Here is an 18795-nt window from a genome sequence, read left to right on the forward strand (position 1 = left end):
GTTGAAGGGCGATGCAGTCTATTTATCTCATTCGTCATGCCAAAGCTACAGGGCAAGAACTGGATGCCGAGCTTACGGATGAAGGACTTCGTCAGGCAGAAGAACTTGCTGAGATGTTGGCGGAGCACCCAATCCAATACATTGTGTCGAGTCCGTGGAAAAGAGCACTTCAAACCGCTGCCCCACTGGGCAAAACCGTCCTGCAACATATACATACGGATGAACGTCTTCAAGAAAGGGTGCTTAGTACCCTTCATCTGGATAACTGGATGGATGTGCTTGAACGTACATACACGGACGAAGACTGGACGGAAGAAGGTGGTGAATCTTCTCGTTTCGCGACAGCCAGGGGCCTTGAGGTGCTGGACGAGCTGTGGAGCCGGCCTGAGCATAGCGGGGCTGTGATTACACACGGTAATCTGTTATCTCTGCTCATTCGCAGCCATGATGAATCCTTTGGATTCGAGGAGTGGAAAAATCTATCTAATCCTGATGTATATGTCCTGGAAAAACAGCAGGGAGATAAAGTCACACACAGCATTCGCCGTATATGGCGAAGTTAAACATAAAGAGAGTGCTCCAGCGATTTTTTGAGATCGGCTAGAACACTCTTTTCAGTTTACGATGTTGGTTTTACAAAGCGGCGACTAATAACATTACCCAACCGACCAAAAATGCTACTCCGCCAAGGGGTGTGATCGCCCCCAGTTTTCGAACGCCAGTTACGCTTAGGACATACAGACTGCCCGAGAACAAGAGGATGCCGGCGAATAGCAGCCATCCAGCCAGCAACACAAGAGAAGGCTGCTCCAGTCGATCAGCGAACAGTCCGAGAAGGATGATTCCGAGTCCGTGAACAAGGTGATACTGAACGCCAGTCTCGTATATTTTGATCATGTCAGCAGACAATCTGCGTTTGAGCGCATGTGCACCGAATGCTCCAAGGGCAACAGCAAGAAACATCATGATACTTCCAAGTACAATCAAGGTCTGCATGTAGTCTTGTCTCCTTTTTAATGAGTATTAAGCAGAATGTTTCTGCTCATTATGATGCTTACAGCTTACGCAATTGGATGCGCTGAATCGAATGGTCCGCTTCCTTTTTCAGAATCAGTCTGGCTCGTCCTTTGGTTGGCAGGATGTTTTCGTGCAGATTTTTGGCATTGATATCTTTCCAGATCTGACTTGCCGTAAGAACAGCCTCATCTTCTTCCAGATTGGCAAAACGGCTGTGGAAGAAGGAATTCTCATTCTGAAAAGCTGTATTGCGTAGCAGCTTGAAACGCTCAATGTACCAGTGGCGGATATGCTCCTCTTCTGCATCGATATAGATGGAGAAGTCAAAAAAATCACTGACCAACAGTGGGGTTTCCTTTTTGACCTGGAGCACGTTAATTCCTTCAATAATGAGGATATCCGGCTGACATATGGCATTCTCTTCACCTGCAATGACGTCGTAGGCAAGATGGGAGTATACGGGAGCCATCACTTCGGGTTTGCCCGATTTGACATCACCCATGAACTGAATCAGTGACTTGATATCATAACTTTCCGGGAATCCCTTTCGGTTCATGATGCCTTTTTCTTGCAACACGGCATTGGGATACAGGAAACCATCCGTAGTGACCAGATCCACCTTTGGATTTCCTTTGCCTCTGGCCAGCATAGCCTGAAGCAGGCGGGCAGTTGTACTTTTGCCCACGGCAACACTGCCCCCAATACCGATAATGTAGGGAGCGTGATGTGCTTCTTTTTTTAAAAAAGATGCCGTTAAGCGATTCAGCTCTCGTGAAGCTCCTGCATATAAGTCAATAAAGTGGGTAAGAGGTAGATAAATATCCTCAACTTCTTGAATGGATACCTCTTCATTTAATCCCTTTAGCTGTTCCAATTCCGCTGTCGTTAGTGGAAGAGTGGTCTGATATTTCTTCAAGTCAGCCCATTCCTTGCGGTTAAACTCGGTGTAAGGAGAGTATAAATTCATGAGATCCCGCTTTCTGTATGTAATGTTATGTTGGCACAATCATTAGTGTACCAAATTTCAGGGAACTGACAACACCTTTACATTGATGGTCCCTTAGTATATTCCCTGAAAGTTGAATGAAAAGCAACTTATAGGAAATTGTAAACCAAATTATGTTAAAGTCAACGTATACCATGCGGGAGGGTGACAGCAAATGATCGTATATGAGAGAGAGCATGATTTTGTTTTGACCGCACAGCATGAGCATGGATTAGTAGCCGGAGAAATGGCTTCCCATTGGAAAACGGAATTATTAACTGATGAAGCGCATCGAGAAGATCTGATTTTTGCCGCAAAAGAGCATGATCGGGGATGGATTGAACTGGATTCTGCTCCATTCTGGAATGATTATAGTCAGATACCGTATTCGTTTCGTGATTTTCCGCTACGTCCACGATTTGTATTTTACCGTAAAGGTATTGAAGAGGTTCGGGAGAAAAACCTGTACGCCGGGTTGTTGTGCAGCATGATGTATACAGATTTGTTTCAAAAAAACCTGGGTGCTAACGCCAATGATGATGAAGATATCAGGGAGTATCTAAACGATGAACGGGAGCATCAGTTACGTTGGGAACAGCAGCTTGGTGCTGGTGAAGCGTTGAAGCTTAGGCTGAAACATGATTTAGAAATTATGCTATTTTGTGATCAGCTCAGCCTTTTTCTCTGTATGGAGGAACCCGGAACACCTGCTGCACGTTATGATTTTTTCGCTGATGGACTGGGCTCTACCTTCGATGCCTGTTCAAGGCAGCCCATTCAGGCCGAGTGGCTTTCCAATGAGAAAGTCGGATTGTCTTTTGTGCCGTTTGATGAGGACTTTACAGTCGTTATGCCTTACAAATCGGTACCGAAAGCAAGTATCCGCAAATTTGGTCTGCTGCAGGCTTATCGCCGTGCCGAGTGGAAAGAGCGCCGGGTGTTAATTACAGGCATGAGCTGAGTATCGCCTATTCGATATTCGGTTCAAAAACGAAACATTGCATACATCATAAAGAGGCGGGCCTCCGAAATTTCCGGTGTCCGTCTTTCGTATGCGTTTATATCGAAATTGAATTTGCAGATAATCAGGAAAGTGAAGAGGGATCCTGAATAGAGATTGAAGCAGGAGAATCTATCTATGTACCAGAAGTGTTAGAGTACAACGAAGTATATAAGCTTAATTCTATGTATGAATTGCAAGGGATTAGGTTTTGTATAAGGCAACTGGGAGGATAAACATGGACACTAGAACTGAGATTTTAACGATGTGTATGGTATGGGACAAACGGAATGATCAGGTGCTATTAATGAATCGTCCGAACCAAAAAGGATTTCCGGGATACATTGCTCCTGGAGGGAAAGTTGATTTTCCAGAAAGTATTGTGGATGGTGCCGTGCGAGAAGTTAAAGAGGAAACAGGACTTATTGTGAAAGAGATTACATACAAAGGTCTTGATGAATTTTGTGATCCGGAGCAAGGATTGCGTTATATGGTCTTCAACTACGTGGCTACTTCTTATGAGGGAGAGCTATTGAACGAGCCGCCGGAAGGCGAACTGTTGTGGGTGTCTCTAGGACAGGCGCTTGAGCTGCCCATGCAGGATTGGTTTGCAGAACGTTTCCCGCGATTTTTTCAAGCAGGTACGTTTGAGCGGAGTGTGATCTGGGAGAAATCAACCGGACGTACACTGAAAGAGACGTTTATGGTGTATAGTGATTCGGTTCTTGAATAGAGTGAAGTTAAATAATTCAAAACGCTCAGGAGGAGGAAGCATTTATGGGATACCAGCATGCACTGGAAGGATACATTGCAGCAACCAATACACATGAGTTTGATGAGGTAAGCAAATGGTTATCACCGGCTGCCGTATATTGGTTTACGGGAACGTCTTGTACTACCCTTAACGAAATTCGGGCTTATTTTGAAAACGCTTGGGAGACAGTCAAGGATGAGGTATATCGTGCAGAAGATGTCACGTGGATTACGACTGGGCAAGAACAGGCGGTCTGTATTTATACGTATCACTGGAAAGGAATGTATCAAGGGGAGCCGGCTGCTGGAAAAGGTCGGGCTACCAATGTTTTTGTTGCAGGCATCAACGGAGAATGGAAATTAATCCACGAACATTTAAGTACGGGTGTATAACGTGAGGAATAGAACGTTGTTGTTATAACAGTCTACATGAATAAAGCTAATAATTAAGGCTTCTATTTGAAGCATGTCTCTTATTTTATCGCCAATTCTATATATTTATATCCAGATATTATGATATAATGAAGTTTACTTTTTAAAAGGAGAGGACTTGCTATTATGGATATTACATTTCGTGAATCGCTGGAGGGAATAGGAATCGCCCAACTTAGCGGGGCTTTTTTCGAAGGTTGGCCAAACCCTCCATCTACGCCTACATTTCTGAAGTTGCTGGAACAATCCTATGCTGTCGAACTGGCTATTGATGAAGAAACCGGAAATGTGGTGGGCTTTATTCAAGCGATTTCAGATGGAGTTCTTAGCGCATATATTCCCTTACTGGAAGTGCTTCCGGAGTATCAGGGTAAAGGGATCGGAACAGATCTCATCAAGCGTATGTTTAATCGTCTAGGTGATCTCTATATGATTGATCTTCTGTGCGATAACGAACTCCAGGAGTTCTATGAGAAACAGGGCATGCAAAAAACATCTGGCATGGTGATTCGTCATTATCAAAATCAGGCTGGAGCGGTAAATAGCTAATAGATTTGGTGAACTAGATGGTTGAAATAAAGTATAAAAATCGTTCCGGAGTAACCCGAAGTTATAAAAAGAGAAAAATATGAATTCAGACTAAAACATTTATATACGGAAGGTTGTTATATATTTGGTGACTAGCCATACATAGGCTTCTGCAAACGGGACGTAAATGAATATGTACGAGGAAAAGGTGGAGATTGGTGTGAAATTGTCGTTCCGGATTTTGGACTGGGAAGAAGAAAAACCTTATCAACTTTTATTGATGGCTGATCCGTCCAAAGCCATAGTTGACGAATATCTGAGTCGCGGTGTTTGTTTTATCGCTGAATATGAAGGAGAAATGGTAGGAGAGTTTGTTTTGCTTAAGACGCGTCCAGAGACGGTAGAGATTGTTAATATTGCCGTACAGGAAGAGTTACAGGGACAGGGCGTTGGCAAACACATGATCAAGGAAGCGATAGAGGCAGCACGCAGGCTCGGTGGTCGAACGGTAGAAATTGGGACAGGCAACTCAAGTTTTCATCAGTTGAAGCTATATCAACGCTGTGGTTTTCGCATTGTAGGGGTCGATCGGGATTTCTTTGTGAAGCATTATGAAGAAGAGATTATAGAAGATGGTATTCGCTGCGTCGATATGATTCGTTTGTCTCTGGATCTCGATACCGTGGCAGAGGAGAATAAGAAGTGAAGATATATCGTCTCAAACCAGAGGACCGACGTACCATCACCGCTTATGGCAGTGAGGGAGCAAAGATTACGCCGATACTCCGAAGCGCAACAGCCTGCCACGTAGCACAACTGAAACTGTCTGCAGGAGGAAGTGTAGGTTTGCATCCAGCTGTGGGCGACCAGGTGTTTCTGGTGCTTGAAGGGGAAGGGTGGGTGGAAGGTGAGACAGGCGAACGGGTAGCTGTACGATCGGGAGAAGCCGCGTATTGGACCAACGGGGAGAATCACCAATCTGGCTCGAACAAAGGGTTAACCGCATTGTTGATTGAGGGTGAAGAACTGATTGTTCGGTTATCGCTAGAGTCGGGAGATTCTTAAGATAGGGGCTGATGATTTGAGTGTTTGGGTCATTGTTATTATTATTGGAGTGATATTTACTCCATCGTTCTATCAGTTGAATAAGCGTATTCGTAGATTGGAAGAGCAAGTTAGGCATCTTTCAGACGAGAGGAAGAACCTTTAAGTGGATCGGTACACACACATGGGGGTATACGGTTTAGTCACTTGGGAGCAAAAAGTCCTGTTAATACATAAGGCGAGAGGGGCCTACATGGGGAAATGGGATTTGCCTGGAGGAAGGTTGGAGTTTGGTGAGCAACCGGAGACCGCCCTACACCGTGAGATCGAGGAAGAGACGGGTCTTTCCAATCTACAATTGGTGATTCGTTCTGCGGAATCGAACGTATTGGAGTGGGTTCACGAAGGCGAGCCGGAAGAGCTGCACCATATTGGAATTCTATACGATGTATATTTGACAAGCGAAAGTCGGCCTTATGAGATCAAAAGGGAACCGGATGGCGAAGATTCGCTGGGCGCACAATGGTTTACTCTGGAAGAGGTCGGAGCGTTGTCGTTGACGCCATTTGCAAAGTATATGATTAACAAAACTACTTGATTTGAATTTTAGGACTGGTCAAATGGAACAGAATCGTTTATTCTGTGATAGATAGATTACAATTTTTTCAAATGAATAGGACTGACACCTTAAAGCATAAGGCTATGAATCTGCGGATTCGTGGCCTTTTTTTGTGTTTTTAGGGGTGGATTGGGTCTTTGGAAGGGGAGGTTGCAGGCCTTGTAGTGATGGGGATTGCTGAAAAATAATACCAATAGCCTAGATTTGCATGGTAGAATATTGATGATTATTACAAATTTAGGTTTTAGCTTGAAGAGTAGTACGATTGCTGAAGAAGCAGAAGTTTGCCCCATACTAAGGTACATAGGAGAGTGAGTAGATTTGAAGAAGCAGATGAGATTAAACGGTAGTAAATCAAAAAGGAATGTGTTAATAGTCGGATTGTTGACGACGGCTTTGCTGGCAGGAACGCTGCTGACTACTGGAACCGTGGGTCTGGTGTCTACTGTGGATGCTGCTACAAGCACGAATGGAGCGGGCACAACGGCTTCTGCGCTCACGAAGTTCAAAGATATCAAAGGGCACTGGGCGCAAGCCACAATTGTCAAAGCCTATGATAAAAATCTGATCTCCGGCTATCAGGATGGTACGTTCCGCCCCAATGCCAAAATCACCCGTGGTGAGTATGCCACACTTCTCAGCCGTGCAACCAGCTTGGAAAAGGTACAAGACGAGAATCCTTTTGCTGATCTCAAGGGACACTGGTCTGAATCAGCTGTGACACAGTTGGTGGGCCAAGGCTTTATTAACGCTAATGATTATCCGAAAGGATTCAACCCCAATGCCGAGCTCACACGCTACGAGATGATGAAATGGATTGCAAACGGACTGATCAAGTCGGGAACCAGTTTCCAGGATGCTTTTGACGATAGCAAAAATACACTGCTACCTACCCCTGAAGTAAATCGCGGAACGATTCGTGCAGAGCAAATTCCTTATCTTGCACTTGTTCGCGGCACTGGCATTGTGGGTGGATTTGAGGATGGTTCCTTGAAGCCTGCTGATCCAACAACGCGAGCTGAAGTGTCTGCCATTTTGCTGCGTTATATGGATGTCGAGGGTACGGATGCAGGGAAGTACAGTGATCTGAATGAAATGCGTGAGGTAGGTACAACAGGAACGAATTTAACGACTGTTTCAAACTATAAATATATCAAAGGTAGTTTTGCAGATATCGTTAACACCGATTACACATTGAAAAATAATGTTGGTATTGTAAAATACCATAGATTTATTGTAGTGGATACAAGAGGAAGTAAGCCTAAAGGTCTTTACGCTTCGCTGTTTGTAGATGAAAAGAACTTAACCCGTGCACAAAAGGGACAATTTTCTACCTATGCCGAGATTACGTTCACATCAAAGGTTGAAAAGTCAAATCTCTTAACTTTTGCTAGAGCGAATGATAACATTGCTATTCCAATTCAACGACTATTTAACATAGATTATTTGAAGGCTAAAGGGTTTATTACTTTACCAGATGATTCAAATGGAATGCTTAAAAAGGAAAGGCCAGCAAAGTTTTGGACGTCACATACTTTAGACCCTGTAAAAGGGGGTTATATGTTGAAGAATGATGCTGGAAAAGAGGTTCAGATCTATCAATAGAATTTTTGGTGGTGTTTGATTTCAATATTAAATTTTTTGGACGAGGTTACTTCCGAACTTCATTCAGAGCGGTTATGGTTCTGTTTATGATCACAATAATCTATAACTTTACCCCTCATACCCTTTCTACAGTTAGTGCTGTAGAACAGCCTTATGGGCCTAAATCTATGAAAGGACCTTCAGTGACTGTAGATGCAAATGCAACGGAAGGAATCCCTGGAGTTTACTGGTACCAACTTGATTCAGGAGAATTTAGAGCCGACTTTCAGGGAACGTACAAAATTGTAGATAATGGAGGTTCCGATGATGATGCATATCCAGTAAAAACGGAAATACCGGATAATGTTGATATGAGTAGGTGGCCGCCACTAAGCTGGAAACCATACAAAGGAATAACAGTTAATAATTCAGTTGTTACTGATATTAAACTAAAAGATAACCCTGAAGGTGTAAAATATAAGCAGGTTAACAGTTATGAAGGAATAGGGACTCCGAGAGTTACAAGTGAAAAAAATGCTGACTTAAGAACATACACGGGAAAAGGTTTTGATTTCTTTGAAAGAGAACGTTATGGAACCAGACCTGGTAATAAACCAAAATTCAAGATGGTATATCATACTCCAGTTAGTATTTTCTGGGAAGGTAAGATCCATGAAGAAAAGCAAATCGATGTAACCCCAGATTCTACTTTAACTGTTGGACAAACCAAACAAATGGAAGCCAAAGTTAAGACTAAGAATTACGGTGCCATAGATTGGAATGTAGAAGGCATCGACGTAAGTCGGCGCGAAGCTGAAACCACCTGGTGGTCATCCGATCCTAGTATTGTGAGTATTGAACCCAAAACCGGAATGGTGAAGGCTGAAAAGCCGGGTACTGCTTTTGTGCGTGCAATCTGGAACAACGGTACATACCTCATCTCGGATACGGCTGACATTACGGTAACGTCCGAACCAGGACTCATTGTGAACCTGCCAAACGCTTGTAAAGCAGACACAGCCACACCGCTGCAAGCTAAAGCTATCCTGACCAAGTCAGATCTTTCTGTTCATGAGCTTACCGCTCATCCCAAATTGACCTGGCAAAGCTCCAATCCAGCAGTAGCGACCATAGGTGCAGATGGGAAAATGACGATCAAAGGTATCGTCGGAAGCACCACCATCACTGCCCGATTTGTGGACACTGCCCAGCAGTTGGATGAGCGAGGAACACAGGTGTTAGAGGTAAAGGACTGCACAGGCAACGGAGGAGACGGGGGAACTGATCCAGGTAACGGCGGTGTTGTGGGTTGCCCCGTGACCATCAGTCCTCCTAATAAAGGAGCGTTGATCGAATCGGCTGTCATGGACCCCTCCGTTTCGGGCGTGCTGAAAGCTGATGATCGGGGGTCTGAGAAGTTTGATGTCACCCGTGGCATCCCGACTTCTGAAGATCTCTATGCAAATGTCATGGCTAGAGGATACTTGTTCCAGCACCGTTGGGTGAACATGACGGGAACAGTGACTTATACGGTCAACGTAAAAAAGAAGTATCACAAAACATGGACGATTCCGGGCAGAGCCTCGACAGGGCCTAATGATCCAGGAACACCTCCACAACCTAAGGAACTAGACGTTCCTGTGGAAAAACCAATGCAGGTTACACGACAATATAGTTATTGGCAGATTGATAATTTGGAAGTCTATCAGTTAAATCAAGCTACGATATCCAATTATGCACTTGGTGGCTACGGTGGTACAGTAACGCTGACTCCAAACGGATATACACCGCCGACCTTACAATCGGCTAATGATGATGCCGTTACCGCACATGTGAAACCTGCACCTTGCAAGGAAATCGACCTTGCCACTGAAACAAAGTCAGGCGGTGACAGCGAGCCGCCTACACCTGATGAAACGTCATTGTTCCAATCCAAAGCGGAGACTGAGGTTAAAGAGAACACTGTAAATAATGACAAGGTAGTGTTTAATGGTACCACTGTGATGGATCCTGCTTCGATGGATAAGACCGCTCCGCGACCTGGGACAATCCCTCAGCCTGGTATGATCGCCGACAACGTGCTGTACCAGAATCGTTTAACTATTCAGAATACACTGGTCAACAAGGCGGACCAACCGACAACGGGCGAGATCGCATATGGCTTGATTCCTGGCAACATTAAAGGCGGTCAGGATCAGAAGTTTTCTATTCAAGGAATCAATTCTGTCACGGTGCACACGCCTGTCGTTAACTACGCCTGGGTGTCTGATGATCAGCCCCATAACCAGAAAACAGTGCCTGATCCGACCAGTTCGGCGCTTATTCTGGAACGACCGTTTATCGTGCGCATCCCGACCTCAGGGCAGCATCTGGACGCAACCAGTTACCCGGGTTATGGCAATAGGGACTATGCTAAGTATTTTCGCATCAAGCAGATTCGTTTCCCATTTGACGTCTATAACGCCGATAGGAGTCAGTTCATTCCAGCCAAGACCTGGGTGGACATTCCGGTTAACCAACTGGATACCATTTTCTATCTTCCAGTATGGGTGGATGAAGGGCATTATCGAGTTGAATTTCGCAATATTGCGGAAAATGCTCCTTCGACATTCACCGAACAGCAGGATGCCAACACAAATCTGACCCATCATGTCGCGGCAGATACGGTCCCGGTGGAGGTTGTTGGGCGATTGTATGATTTTCATGTTACGGATATCGCCGATTATAATTGGGAGAACGTGTTCCGCAAGCAACTCGGGAGTTCGGAGCCGACAGGAGTGAGCTACTGGACAGGACTTAACAGTATTGATGGTGATCCGCGAGGGAATCTGGCACCATTCGTGTTACCTGTTCGCCCAGGTAGTCACCCTGTGCAGGGTTTTAGTAATATTGCGGTGAAAACGGGTTACCATATCAAGTTCGACCTGAAAACAAAAGGCAATATGTTTGGGAAACAGGATGGTGTTCGAATTACTCCAACATTCTACTTTGTGAGCAAAGATGGCTCTTCCAGACAAGAAGTTGATCTATACTACCACCGCGGTCAAGAGCGACTTATTCGGATAGGATCGGCGCAGGATTTGGAGAAAAGGTTTGTTGTCCTGAACTCGAGGTTGCGTAACGTACCCGGTACGGAATTGGGGGACACGGCGCGTTATCAGTATACGTATGAACTGACTGCCGATGAACGCAATCAGAGTTCGCTCGCTGATTATATGGTTAAGCTTGTAGATCAAATCTCTCACCAGAAAACATGGGTAGGCCGCTATGACTGGATGATCCTACCCGCTTCCATTCGTACACTGATTGGACCCAAGACAGACATTCCTTCGGGTGTTAGTGTGGACCGAGCGAATGCGGCGATCCAGCGTTGGTACGGAGAATACAGCCTGCCTGCAGATGTATACGTCGTGCCAAAGGGAACCAATCTCGAATCGCTTGCCAGACAAAATCAACTGGATGAAAAGGCTTCTGTATTTCTGAAGGACGGATATATCGTGGTCAACTTTAATATCGAGACACTTCGAGATGGGAATACAGAGGCTCCACACCTGCAATACATTTATGCTCCGCTGATGAATCAGTGGAAGATGGAAGGTTTCAATAACAGACCAGTAGACAGTCAAGGCCGAACTTGGCACCTCAAGGATGGCGATGTGGTCTTTTACCATGCAGATCAGTCCAGCCGGAGCGATTTTCAGTCTCAGGTGCCACAATAAAAAAATAAAATGTCTGTCAGTTTAAATAAACTAAGTCCAAAAGAGCCGCCCGGATGCTTTTACGCATTACAGGCGGCTTTTGGTTTATACATTGAATTTCAAGAAATACCCATTTTCTTGTTGAATACCAAGCCAAATGGTTAATATTTATCTTGACGGTTTGTTTTTGGACATTATGGACCACAATTCTAAATAAGGAGGCTGCAAATCGGGTGAAACCTGAAAATGTGTAGAAACCATTGTAGGATAAGCGATTAACAACAAAACGCCATACAATCAGAGCACATTTGTGGGTCGGAAATGTTCCAATTATTCGATTCATCTAATTTATGCATCAATTGAACTAAAAATAGGAAATGCTCCTGAGCGTAAAAGTTTATAGAATAGATATTAGAACACGGACTTCACTTGAAAAAGTTGAGGAAGGTGTAACCCTCGAACGGATCAGGACAGTATTCGACATCTGTGCGACGGTATATACAATCATCAGTTTACTATGATTTTGAAAACGCAGACAAACCTTGACGGGAGCGTCGGAACAACGTTACTACCACCAACAGCACGATTATTGGACTTCATGAAAAATTTAGCTTAAAATGTTGAACGAACGCAAATTACGGCTTAGTCAATGATTTCCGTCAAAAACTTATGACTAAATCAAGACGGAGGGAACGTCGATGACGATCGAGGAAGGCAACAAGAAACCCTGGGAAAGTTACTATGGCCCGAATATGGGATACGTACAGGAACAATATGAATTATACTCCCAAGACCCGGGTGCAGTTACACCGGCTTATCGGGAATTATTTGAACAATGGGGTGCACCGCCGATGTCTGGCAGGGATGCACATTCAGTCTCGTATTCTGGCAACGCCCAAAAGGCTTCCGGAAGCGTGGATATTCAACTATTACAGAAAGCGGTTACAGCAGGGAAACTGGTAATGAATATTCGTACCTATGGTCACCTTGCGGCCGATATTGATCCCCTTGGAATCAGTGAAGATTCAGATACTTCTTTGCTTGAACCGAAGCATTTTGAATTGAATGAAGAAGATTTGAAGGCTCTGCCAGCTTCCCTGATCTGGGAAGGTGCAGATGGACAGACGGTAACAGGATTGGATGCCATCCAGCGCCTGCGGCAAATATATACTGGTCCTATCGCTTATGAATTCAGCCATGTGCATGAGGTTCATGAGCGGGAATGGCTGAACCGCCGTGCAGAATCTCGTACTTCGCCGGCACCGCTTAATCCAGAGGAGCGTAAAGCTTTACTGGAACGTTTGGTTGAAGTGGAGCAATTTGAAGATTTCCTCCACAAAACATTTGTTGGGCAAAAACGTTTTTCCATTGAAGGTAACGACGTGTTAGTCCCTATGCTGGATGAAGCAGTCCGAATTATGGCACACGCTGGTTCCAGCCATATTCTGATGGGGATGGCTCACCGTGGTCGATTGAACGTACTTGCTCATGTACTGGGCAAGCCGTATAGCAAAATTTTCTCTGAATTCCATCATTCTCCGAACAAGGATTTGGTTCCTTCCGAAGGGTCAACAGGAATCAATTACGGTTGGACGGGGGATGTCAAATATCATCTGGGCGCAAACCGTTATGTAAAAGACGGTGAAACAGTACAAGCGCGTCTTACGCTAGCCAATAACCCGAGTCACCTGGAATATGTAAATCCGGTTGTACAGGGCTTTGCACGTGCAGCACAGGATGATCGCCGTGATCCGGGATATCCGAAGCAGGATGTAACCAAAGCGGCAACTATTCTGATGCATGGTGATGCGGCTTTCCCTGGGGAAGGTATTGTAGCAGAAACGCTCAATTTCAAAGCATTGCCTGGTTACCAAAATGGCGGAACAATTCATATTATCGTGAACAACCGTCTTGGATTCACAACAGACAGTAGCGATTCACGCTCAACGTATTATGCGAGTGACCTTGCCAAAGGATATGAGATTCCGATTGTGCATGTCAATGCAGACAATCCGGATGCGTGTATCGCAGCTATTCGTATGGCAGCAGAATACCGTAACCTGTTCAAAAAGGACTTCCTGATTGACCTGATCGGTTACCGTCGTTATGGTCATAACGAAACGGATGATCCAGAAACAACACAGCCGACGGTGTATGACAAAGTAAAAGCTCATCCAACGGTTAGTCACTTGTATCAGGATCATCTGAAAGAGGAATCGGTTATCGACGATGCCTCCATCAACAGCATTCGTGAAGCTGTGACGAACCGCTTAAAAGAAGCATACGAGCAGATGAAGAACAATGAAGTACATGAATATTATCAACGTCAAATTAGCGAGCCAGAAGCCGTTTCGATTATTCCAACTGCGGTACCATTGGAAAATCTGCGGACAATTAACGCCGATTTGCTGAAATGGCCAGAGAATTTTAATGTGTATCCGAAGTTGCAGCGTATTTTGCAGCGCAGAAGCACATCTCTGAACGAAGGCGAGAAAGTAGACTGGAGTCTTGCAGAGACGCTTGCGTTTGCTACCATTCTTGCGGATGGCAAACCAATCCGGATCAGTGGACAGGATGCAGAGCGTGCAACGTTTGCCCATCGGAACTTGGTGTTGCATGACTCCGAGAATGGTGCGAAATTCTGCCCACTGCATCATCTGCCACAGGCAAGAGCATCTTTTGCCATCTACAACAGTCCGTTGTCTGAGGAGTCCGTTGTTGGTTTCGAATACGGATATAACGTCTATTCACCAGATACGCTTGTAATCTGGGAAGCACAATTCGGAGACTTTGCCAACTGTGCACAGGTTATTTTTGACCAATTCGTATCTGCCGGCCGTGCCAAATGGTCACAAAAATCCAGTCTGGTCATGCTGCTCCCGCATGCGAACGAAGGTCAGGGACCTGAGCATACAAGTGCTCGTCTGGAACGTTTCCTGCAGCTTTGTGCAGAAGACAATATGACCGTTGCGAATTTGACAAGTGCATCGCAATATTTCCATCTGTTGCGTCGTCAGGCTTCGTTGACTGAAACGGAAGATGCTCGTCCGCTCGTTATGATGTCGCCGAAAAGTCTCATTCGTAATCCTCGTGTCGCTTCACCTGCAGCAGAGTTCAGCGAAGGCAAGTTTGAGCCTGTGCTTGAGCAAGCAGGATTGGGCACGAAACCGGATCGCGTAGAGCGCATTGTTTTGTGCAGTGGTAAAATCGCCATCGATCTGGAAGATGCTTTTGAGAAAGATAATGCAGATTGGTCTTGGCTTCACATTATTCGTGTCGAACAGCTGTATCCGTTCCCGGCGGAAGAAATCAAGCGTGTACTTGCACGTTTCAGCAAGCTGAAAGAGCTGGTGTGGGTACAGGAAGAAAACAAAAACATGGGTGCCTGGACATACATGGAGCCTCGTCTTCGTGAAATCGCGCCAGAAGGAACAACCGTTAAATACGAAGGTCGCCCGGAACATGCGAGTCCTTCCAGCGGTTATCAACTTGTGCATGGCATGGAACAGCAACAGATCATTACATCCGCATTGAAGCAAACGACGAAGAATAATATTCCACTGGGGAGGTAACAGCTGTGAGTGAAATTAAAGTACCTGCAATGGGTGAGTCGATAACGGAAGGAACCGTATCCAGATGGCTGGTCAAAGAAGGCGAAACCGTTAATCAGGGTGATGTTCTTCTGGAACTGGAAACGGATAAAGTAAATATTGAGATCAGTGCTGAAGAGAGCGGTGTTCTTGAGAAAATTGTTCGCCAGGAAGGCGAGACTGTAGAAATTGGTGAAACGATTGGAACACTTTCAGCTGGAACTGGAGGAGGAAGCGGCGCGTCCGCTTCCCAACCAGCAGCAACAGAGCAGAAACAATCAGCTCCTGCACCGGAAGCTCCAACTCCGCCACCAGCACCCGTTGCTGCAGCACCGGAATCTTCGGATAGCAGCTCGAAGACAGCTTCACCATCTGCTCGTAAACTTGCACGTGAGCGTGGTATTGAGCTCGATCAGGTACAGAGCAAGGATCCGATTGGCCGTGTTTATCAGGATGATGTGAAAACTCACAACACGCAGGCTGCCGCTCCTACAGCGCCTCCTGCTAAAGCTCCCGCTGCAGCACCTAGTGCTCCGGCAGCAGGTGGTTCCACGTATACCAAACCAGTGGAGCGTCAACGTATGTCCCGCCGTCGTGCTACCATTGCGAAACGCCTGGTAGAAGCACAGCAGACTGCAGCGATGTTGACTACGTTTAACGAAGTGGATATGACGGCAATCATGGATGTTCGTAAACGTCGTAAGGACAAGTTCAAAGAGAAACATGAAATCAATCTCGGCTTCATGTCCTTCTTCACCAAAGCAGTTGTAGGCGCACTGAAAAAGTTCCCAACCATTAACGCGGAGATTGATGGCGAAGATGTAGTTCTCAAAAAGTACTATGATATCGGTATTGCGGTATCTGCCAAAGAAGGTCTTGTCGTACCGGTTGTACGTGATGCAGATCGTCTTGGCTTTGCTGAGATCGAGAAAAGCATTGCTGACCTGGCATCCAAAGCCCGTTCCAACACGCTGGCTTTGTCTGATCTGCAAGGAGGAACCTTCACCATTACCAATGGCGGAACGTTTGGCTCCTTGTTGTCCACACCAATTTTGAATACACCTCAAGTAGGTATTCTGGGTATGCACAAAATCCAGCTTCGTCCGGTAGCGATTGATGCAGAGCGGATGGAGAACCGTCCGATGATGTATATCGCCCTGTCGTACGATCACCGTATCATTGATGGTAGCGAAGCCGTACGTTTCCTCGTGACGGTAAAAGAATTGCTTGAAGATCCAGAGTCTTTGCTGATCGAAGGGTAATCCATAACGATTAACATTAAATTGCCATCTTATAAATAAAAAAAGTAAAGCCCCTGAACGCGGAGCACAGTGTATGCTGTGCACCCGTTCAGGGGCTTTCGTCATTGTATAGGTAATTTGTGTCGCATTATATGGAATCGGCGGTTTCTGCATGTGCTGTGGAATGATAGGCACTGTAGTCGGACGTATGCCTCTCCAGCCACTCCACGACATGCCCGGCAACCTCAGTCCGATTCGTTTCATGCAGCATTTCGTGGGCCCGCCCCCGGATAGAGGCGGTATTCAATATCCTCAAGCTCAAGCTCTCGATATTGGGAGACCAGGTTAAGCACTCCTTTGCCATGAAGTCCCACCGGATCTTGTTCACCCGAGAACAGATATACAGATTTATCCTTAGGAATACGTTTCATGTTGCGCGGCAAGTGAATGTCCAACAGCAGTTTGAAAAAGTCACGGAAAAAACCTGCAGAGCAGACGGCTCCACACAAAGGGTCATCCATAAACCGCTTGACCTCTTCGGAGTCCCGGGACAGCCAATCAAACGGCGTTGTTGCCGGACGGAAAGAACGGTTGAATCCGCCAAATACGAGCGCATTGAGCAGCATACTTGGATGACCCTTCCCCTGAATGCCACACTGCAAGAAAGCCAGTTTCTCTCCAATCCGAAGCAGACCGCGCTTGCCATTGGTGCCGGACAAAATAAATGCATGGTAACGCTCGTGGCCAGCATACATTAGATGCTGTACCAAAAACGACCCCATGCTATGCCCCATCAAAAAGAGGGGCACATCAGGGTTTTCTTTGGCGGCAACTTCGCCCAGATTCATCATGTCACTCGCCATCCAGCGGAAAGCATCTACGCCGGCATTGCCCAACAAATCCGAGTTTTCGACCGTTTTACCATGACCACGATGGTCATTCGCATAGACCGCGTAGCCGTGCGTGGTGAGATGTTGGGCAAATTCAGCGTATCGGGCAGCAGTCTCGCTCATGCCATGTGCAATCTGGACCACACCTTTGATGTTGCACTCCGGATCGGGAAGCCAGCGGTACACATGAATACGGGTACCTTCATTGCCAACCAGGCTAAAGGTAGATTCCTGCATCTCGTGTAAATCCTCCTTCACAGGTCACATTAAAGCCAGTTCAAATCAGGGAATTCACCCTTGAATAGATAGTTGATTATTCAATTAAGGCAAATAAGAGCGAAGAACAGTAGTGTTGCCATCCAGCGTATAGGAGCCCAGGTTGGCAGGCAGTAAGTAACATTGTCCAGCTTTCAATTCGATTTTATCCGATTCCGCGTTATCCCACTCCAGCGTTCCGCTACCTTCACAGACCACAAGAATAGTGAAGCTTTCAGCACTTGTAGAGAGCTCCCAACGTCCTGTAACAATCCCTTTTTCCACTACAAAGTATGGACATTCCGCAAGCTTCAGCCACTCACCTGGAGTTGCGTTGTTGGTTTTCATCGTCGTGGCGCCAGCACCCTCATAAGCCGTTACATTCAATGAATCCTCAACATGCAGCTCACGTGGTTTGCCATCCAAACCTGGACGATTATAATCGTAAATCCGGTATGTTGTATCCGAGTTTTGCTGAATCTCAGCCACAACTACACCTGCACATAGAGCGTGTACCGTTCCCGCAGGGATAAAGAACGTATCTCCAGCCTCTACAGGTACTTGACGAAGGGTATCCATGACCGTACCATTCTCCAGCGCTTCCTTCAGTACTTCACGGTCAACGCCTTCATTCAGGCCGTAGATGATATGAGCTCCTGGTTTGGCATCAAGCACATACCACATTTCCGTTTTGCCAAGCTCGCCAGGAGGGAGCGCTTCGTAATCATCTGTTGGATGAACTTGTACAGACAGATCATCGTTACAGTCAAGCAGTTTGATCAGAAGCGGGAATCGTCCGCCCTTTTCCGAAACTCCTTTGGTTCCAAGCCAAGCTGTGCCCAGTTGTTCACGGACTTCATCGAGGCCTTTTCCGGCAAGTGCTCCATTTAATACCTTGGTTGTACCATTGGGATGATCCGCAATCATCCAGCCTTCTCCTATATGTCCTTCAGGCGGCGTCAGGCCGAATTGCTCCAGCGCGCGGCCTCCCCATACACGTTCTTTGAACTCTGGTTGAAATTGCATTGGGTATGGCGTAGGCATTCCTAATCTCTCCTCTAGTATATGAAATGGTGGATCGCTTTAATCAATCATGACCGCGTAGTTGGCATGAGTGTAACAGTGAATACGGTTGCACGTCTTTATGTAGAACACAAAT

17 protein-coding genes are annotated in these 18795 nt (G+C 45.9%); 12 read left to right on the plus strand and 5 right to left on the minus strand.

From position 1 onward, the window contains the following. Positions 1-11 precede the first annotated feature (11 nt). Positions 12-563, plus strand: a complete 552-nt coding sequence (locus PTQ21_RS13920; protein WP_090954414.1) for a histidine phosphatase family protein — start codon at positions 12-14, stop codon at positions 561-563. 70 nt (positions 564-633) lie between these two features. Here PTQ21_RS13920 and PTQ21_RS13925 read toward each other — a convergent pair whose 3' ends face one another. Beyond that, the gene (locus PTQ21_RS13925; RefSeq protein ID WP_072734064.1) at positions 634-996 is read right to left on the minus strand and encodes a DUF423 domain-containing protein; all 363 of its coding nucleotides are present in this window, start codon (positions 994-996) and stop codon (positions 634-636) included. A 58-nt stretch (positions 997-1054) separates the two neighbouring features. Then, positions 1055-1984 (minus strand): type I pantothenate kinase, encoded by a 930-nt coding sequence (coaA, locus tag PTQ21_RS13930; RefSeq protein ID WP_063564168.1) that lies wholly within the window; start codon positions 1982-1984, stop codon positions 1055-1057. A 193-nt stretch (positions 1985-2177) separates the two neighbouring features. On the opposite strand from coaA, the gene PTQ21_RS13935 reads away from it, so the two are divergent. From PTQ21_RS13935 to odhB, 11 genes are all read left to right on the plus strand, one after another. Continuing rightward, a complete protein-coding gene (locus PTQ21_RS13935; protein ID WP_072734062.1) occupies positions 2178-2963 on the plus strand; it encodes a DUF3891 family protein in 786 nt (261 codons plus the stop codon). Between the two features lie 277 nt (positions 2964-3240). Continuing rightward, positions 3241-3735, plus strand: a complete 495-nt coding sequence (locus PTQ21_RS13940) for an 8-oxo-dGTP diphosphatase (RefSeq protein WP_269055037.1) — start codon at positions 3241-3243, stop codon at positions 3733-3735. A 44-nt stretch (positions 3736-3779) separates the two neighbouring features. Continuing rightward, the gene (locus PTQ21_RS13945) at positions 3780-4148 is read left to right on the plus strand and encodes a YybH family protein (RefSeq protein ID WP_269055038.1); all 369 of its coding nucleotides are present in this window, start codon (positions 3780-3782) and stop codon (positions 4146-4148) included. A 165-nt stretch (positions 4149-4313) separates the two neighbouring features. Continuing rightward, positions 4314-4736 carry a GNAT family N-acetyltransferase gene (locus PTQ21_RS13950; RefSeq protein WP_338020317.1) on the plus strand — a complete coding sequence of 141 codons (423 nt, stop codon included), beginning with the start codon at positions 4314-4316 and terminating at the stop codon, positions 4734-4736. A 166-nt stretch (positions 4737-4902) separates the two neighbouring features. Next, complete coding sequence (locus tag PTQ21_RS13955; RefSeq protein ID WP_072734060.1) at positions 4903-5421, plus strand: GNAT family N-acetyltransferase; 519 nt, start codon at positions 4903-4905, stop codon at positions 5419-5421. Continuing rightward, positions 5418-5780, plus strand: coding sequence for a cupin domain-containing protein (locus PTQ21_RS13960; RefSeq protein ID WP_269055039.1), 363 nt, complete (start codon positions 5418-5420; stop codon positions 5778-5780). Before PTQ21_RS13955 ends, PTQ21_RS13960 begins: the two co-directional genes overlap by 4 nt. A 163-nt stretch (positions 5781-5943) precedes the next feature. Beyond that, positions 5944-6357 carry an NUDIX domain-containing protein gene (locus PTQ21_RS13965; protein ID WP_240321356.1) on the plus strand — a complete coding sequence of 138 codons (414 nt, stop codon included), beginning with the start codon at positions 5944-5946 and terminating at the stop codon, positions 6355-6357. A 342-nt stretch (positions 6358-6699) separates the two neighbouring features. Continuing rightward, a complete protein-coding gene (locus PTQ21_RS13970; protein ID WP_274570269.1) occupies positions 6700-7983 on the plus strand; it encodes an S-layer homology domain-containing protein in 1284 nt (427 codons plus the stop codon). A 167-nt stretch (positions 7984-8150) separates the two neighbouring features. After that, positions 8151-11681 (plus strand): DUF5704 domain-containing protein, encoded by a 3531-nt coding sequence (locus PTQ21_RS13975; protein WP_274570270.1) that lies wholly within the window; start codon positions 8151-8153, stop codon positions 11679-11681. 677 nt (positions 11682-12358) lie between these two features. Then, entirely contained in the window at positions 12359-15232 is a 2874-nt protein-coding gene (locus PTQ21_RS13980) for a 2-oxoglutarate dehydrogenase E1 component (RefSeq protein ID WP_274570271.1), read from the plus strand. A gap of 5 nt (positions 15233-15237) precedes the next feature. Continuing rightward, positions 15238-16512, plus strand: coding sequence for a 2-oxoglutarate dehydrogenase complex dihydrolipoyllysine-residue succinyltransferase (odhB, locus tag PTQ21_RS13985; protein WP_090808613.1), 1275 nt, complete (start codon positions 15238-15240; stop codon positions 16510-16512). Positions 16513-16639: 127 nt separating this feature from the next. Here the strand turns inward: odhB and PTQ21_RS31395 are convergent, their stop codons facing one another. From PTQ21_RS31395 to PTQ21_RS13995, 3 genes are all read right to left on the minus strand, one after another. After that, positions 16640-16762, minus strand: a complete 123-nt coding sequence (locus PTQ21_RS31395) for a hypothetical protein (RefSeq protein WP_338020318.1) — start codon at positions 16760-16762, stop codon at positions 16640-16642. After that, entirely contained in the window at positions 16752-17618 is an 867-nt protein-coding gene (locus tag PTQ21_RS13990) for an alpha/beta fold hydrolase (RefSeq protein ID WP_338020319.1), read from the minus strand. Before PTQ21_RS13990 ends, PTQ21_RS31395 begins: the two co-directional genes overlap by 11 nt. A gap of 84 nt (positions 17619-17702) precedes the next feature. Beyond that, entirely contained in the window at positions 17703-18680 is a 978-nt protein-coding gene (locus PTQ21_RS13995) for a type I phosphomannose isomerase catalytic subunit (RefSeq protein WP_090954427.1), read from the minus strand. Positions 18681-18795: the final 115 nt, after the last annotated feature.

It is taken from the genome of Paenibacillus marchantiae, from assembly GCF_028771845.1.
GTDB classification, from domain to species: Bacteria; Bacillota; Bacilli; order Paenibacillales; family Paenibacillaceae; genus Paenibacillus; species Paenibacillus marchantiae.

Coding starts and splice junctions, on each gene's coding strand:
- PTQ21_RS13920 (WP_090954414.1), top strand. CDS start 12: ATGCAGTCTATTTATCTCATTCGTCATGCCAAAGCTACAGGGCAAGAA.
- PTQ21_RS13925 (WP_072734064.1), bottom strand. CDS start 996: ATGCAGACCTTGATTGTACTTGGAAGTATCATGATGTTTCTTGCTGTT.
- coaA (WP_063564168.1), bottom strand. CDS start 1,984: ATGAATTTATACTCTCCTTACACCGAGTTTAACCGCAAGGAATGGGCT.
- PTQ21_RS13935 (WP_072734062.1), top strand. CDS start 2,178: ATGATCGTATATGAGAGAGAGCATGATTTTGTTTTGACCGCACAGCAT.
- PTQ21_RS13940 (WP_269055037.1), top strand. CDS start 3,241: ATGGACACTAGAACTGAGATTTTAACGATGTGTATGGTATGGGACAAA.
- PTQ21_RS13945 (WP_269055038.1), top strand. CDS start 3,780: ATGGGATACCAGCATGCACTGGAAGGATACATTGCAGCAACCAATACA.
- PTQ21_RS13950 (WP_338020317.1), top strand. CDS start 4,314: ATGGATATTACATTTCGTGAATCGCTGGAGGGAATAGGAATCGCCCAA.
- PTQ21_RS13955 (WP_072734060.1), top strand. CDS start 4,903: ATGAATATGTACGAGGAAAAGGTGGAGATTGGTGTGAAATTGTCGTTC.
- PTQ21_RS13965 (WP_240321356.1), top strand. CDS start 5,944: ATGGGGGTATACGGTTTAGTCACTTGGGAGCAAAAAGTCCTGTTAATA.
- PTQ21_RS13975 (WP_274570270.1), top strand. CDS start 8,151: ATGAAAGGACCTTCAGTGACTGTAGATGCAAATGCAACGGAAGGAATC.
- PTQ21_RS13980 (WP_274570271.1), top strand. CDS start 12,359: ATGACGATCGAGGAAGGCAACAAGAAACCCTGGGAAAGTTACTATGGC.
- PTQ21_RS31395 (WP_338020318.1), bottom strand. CDS start 16,762: ATGCTGCATGAAACGAATCGGACTGAGGTTGCCGGGCATGTCGTGGAG.
- PTQ21_RS13990 (WP_338020319.1), bottom strand. CDS start 17,618: ATGCAGGAATCTACCTTTAGCCTGGTTGGCAATGAAGGTACCCGTATT.
- PTQ21_RS13995 (WP_090954427.1), bottom strand. CDS start 18,680: ATGCCTACGCCATACCCAATGCAATTTCAACCAGAGTTCAAAGAACGT.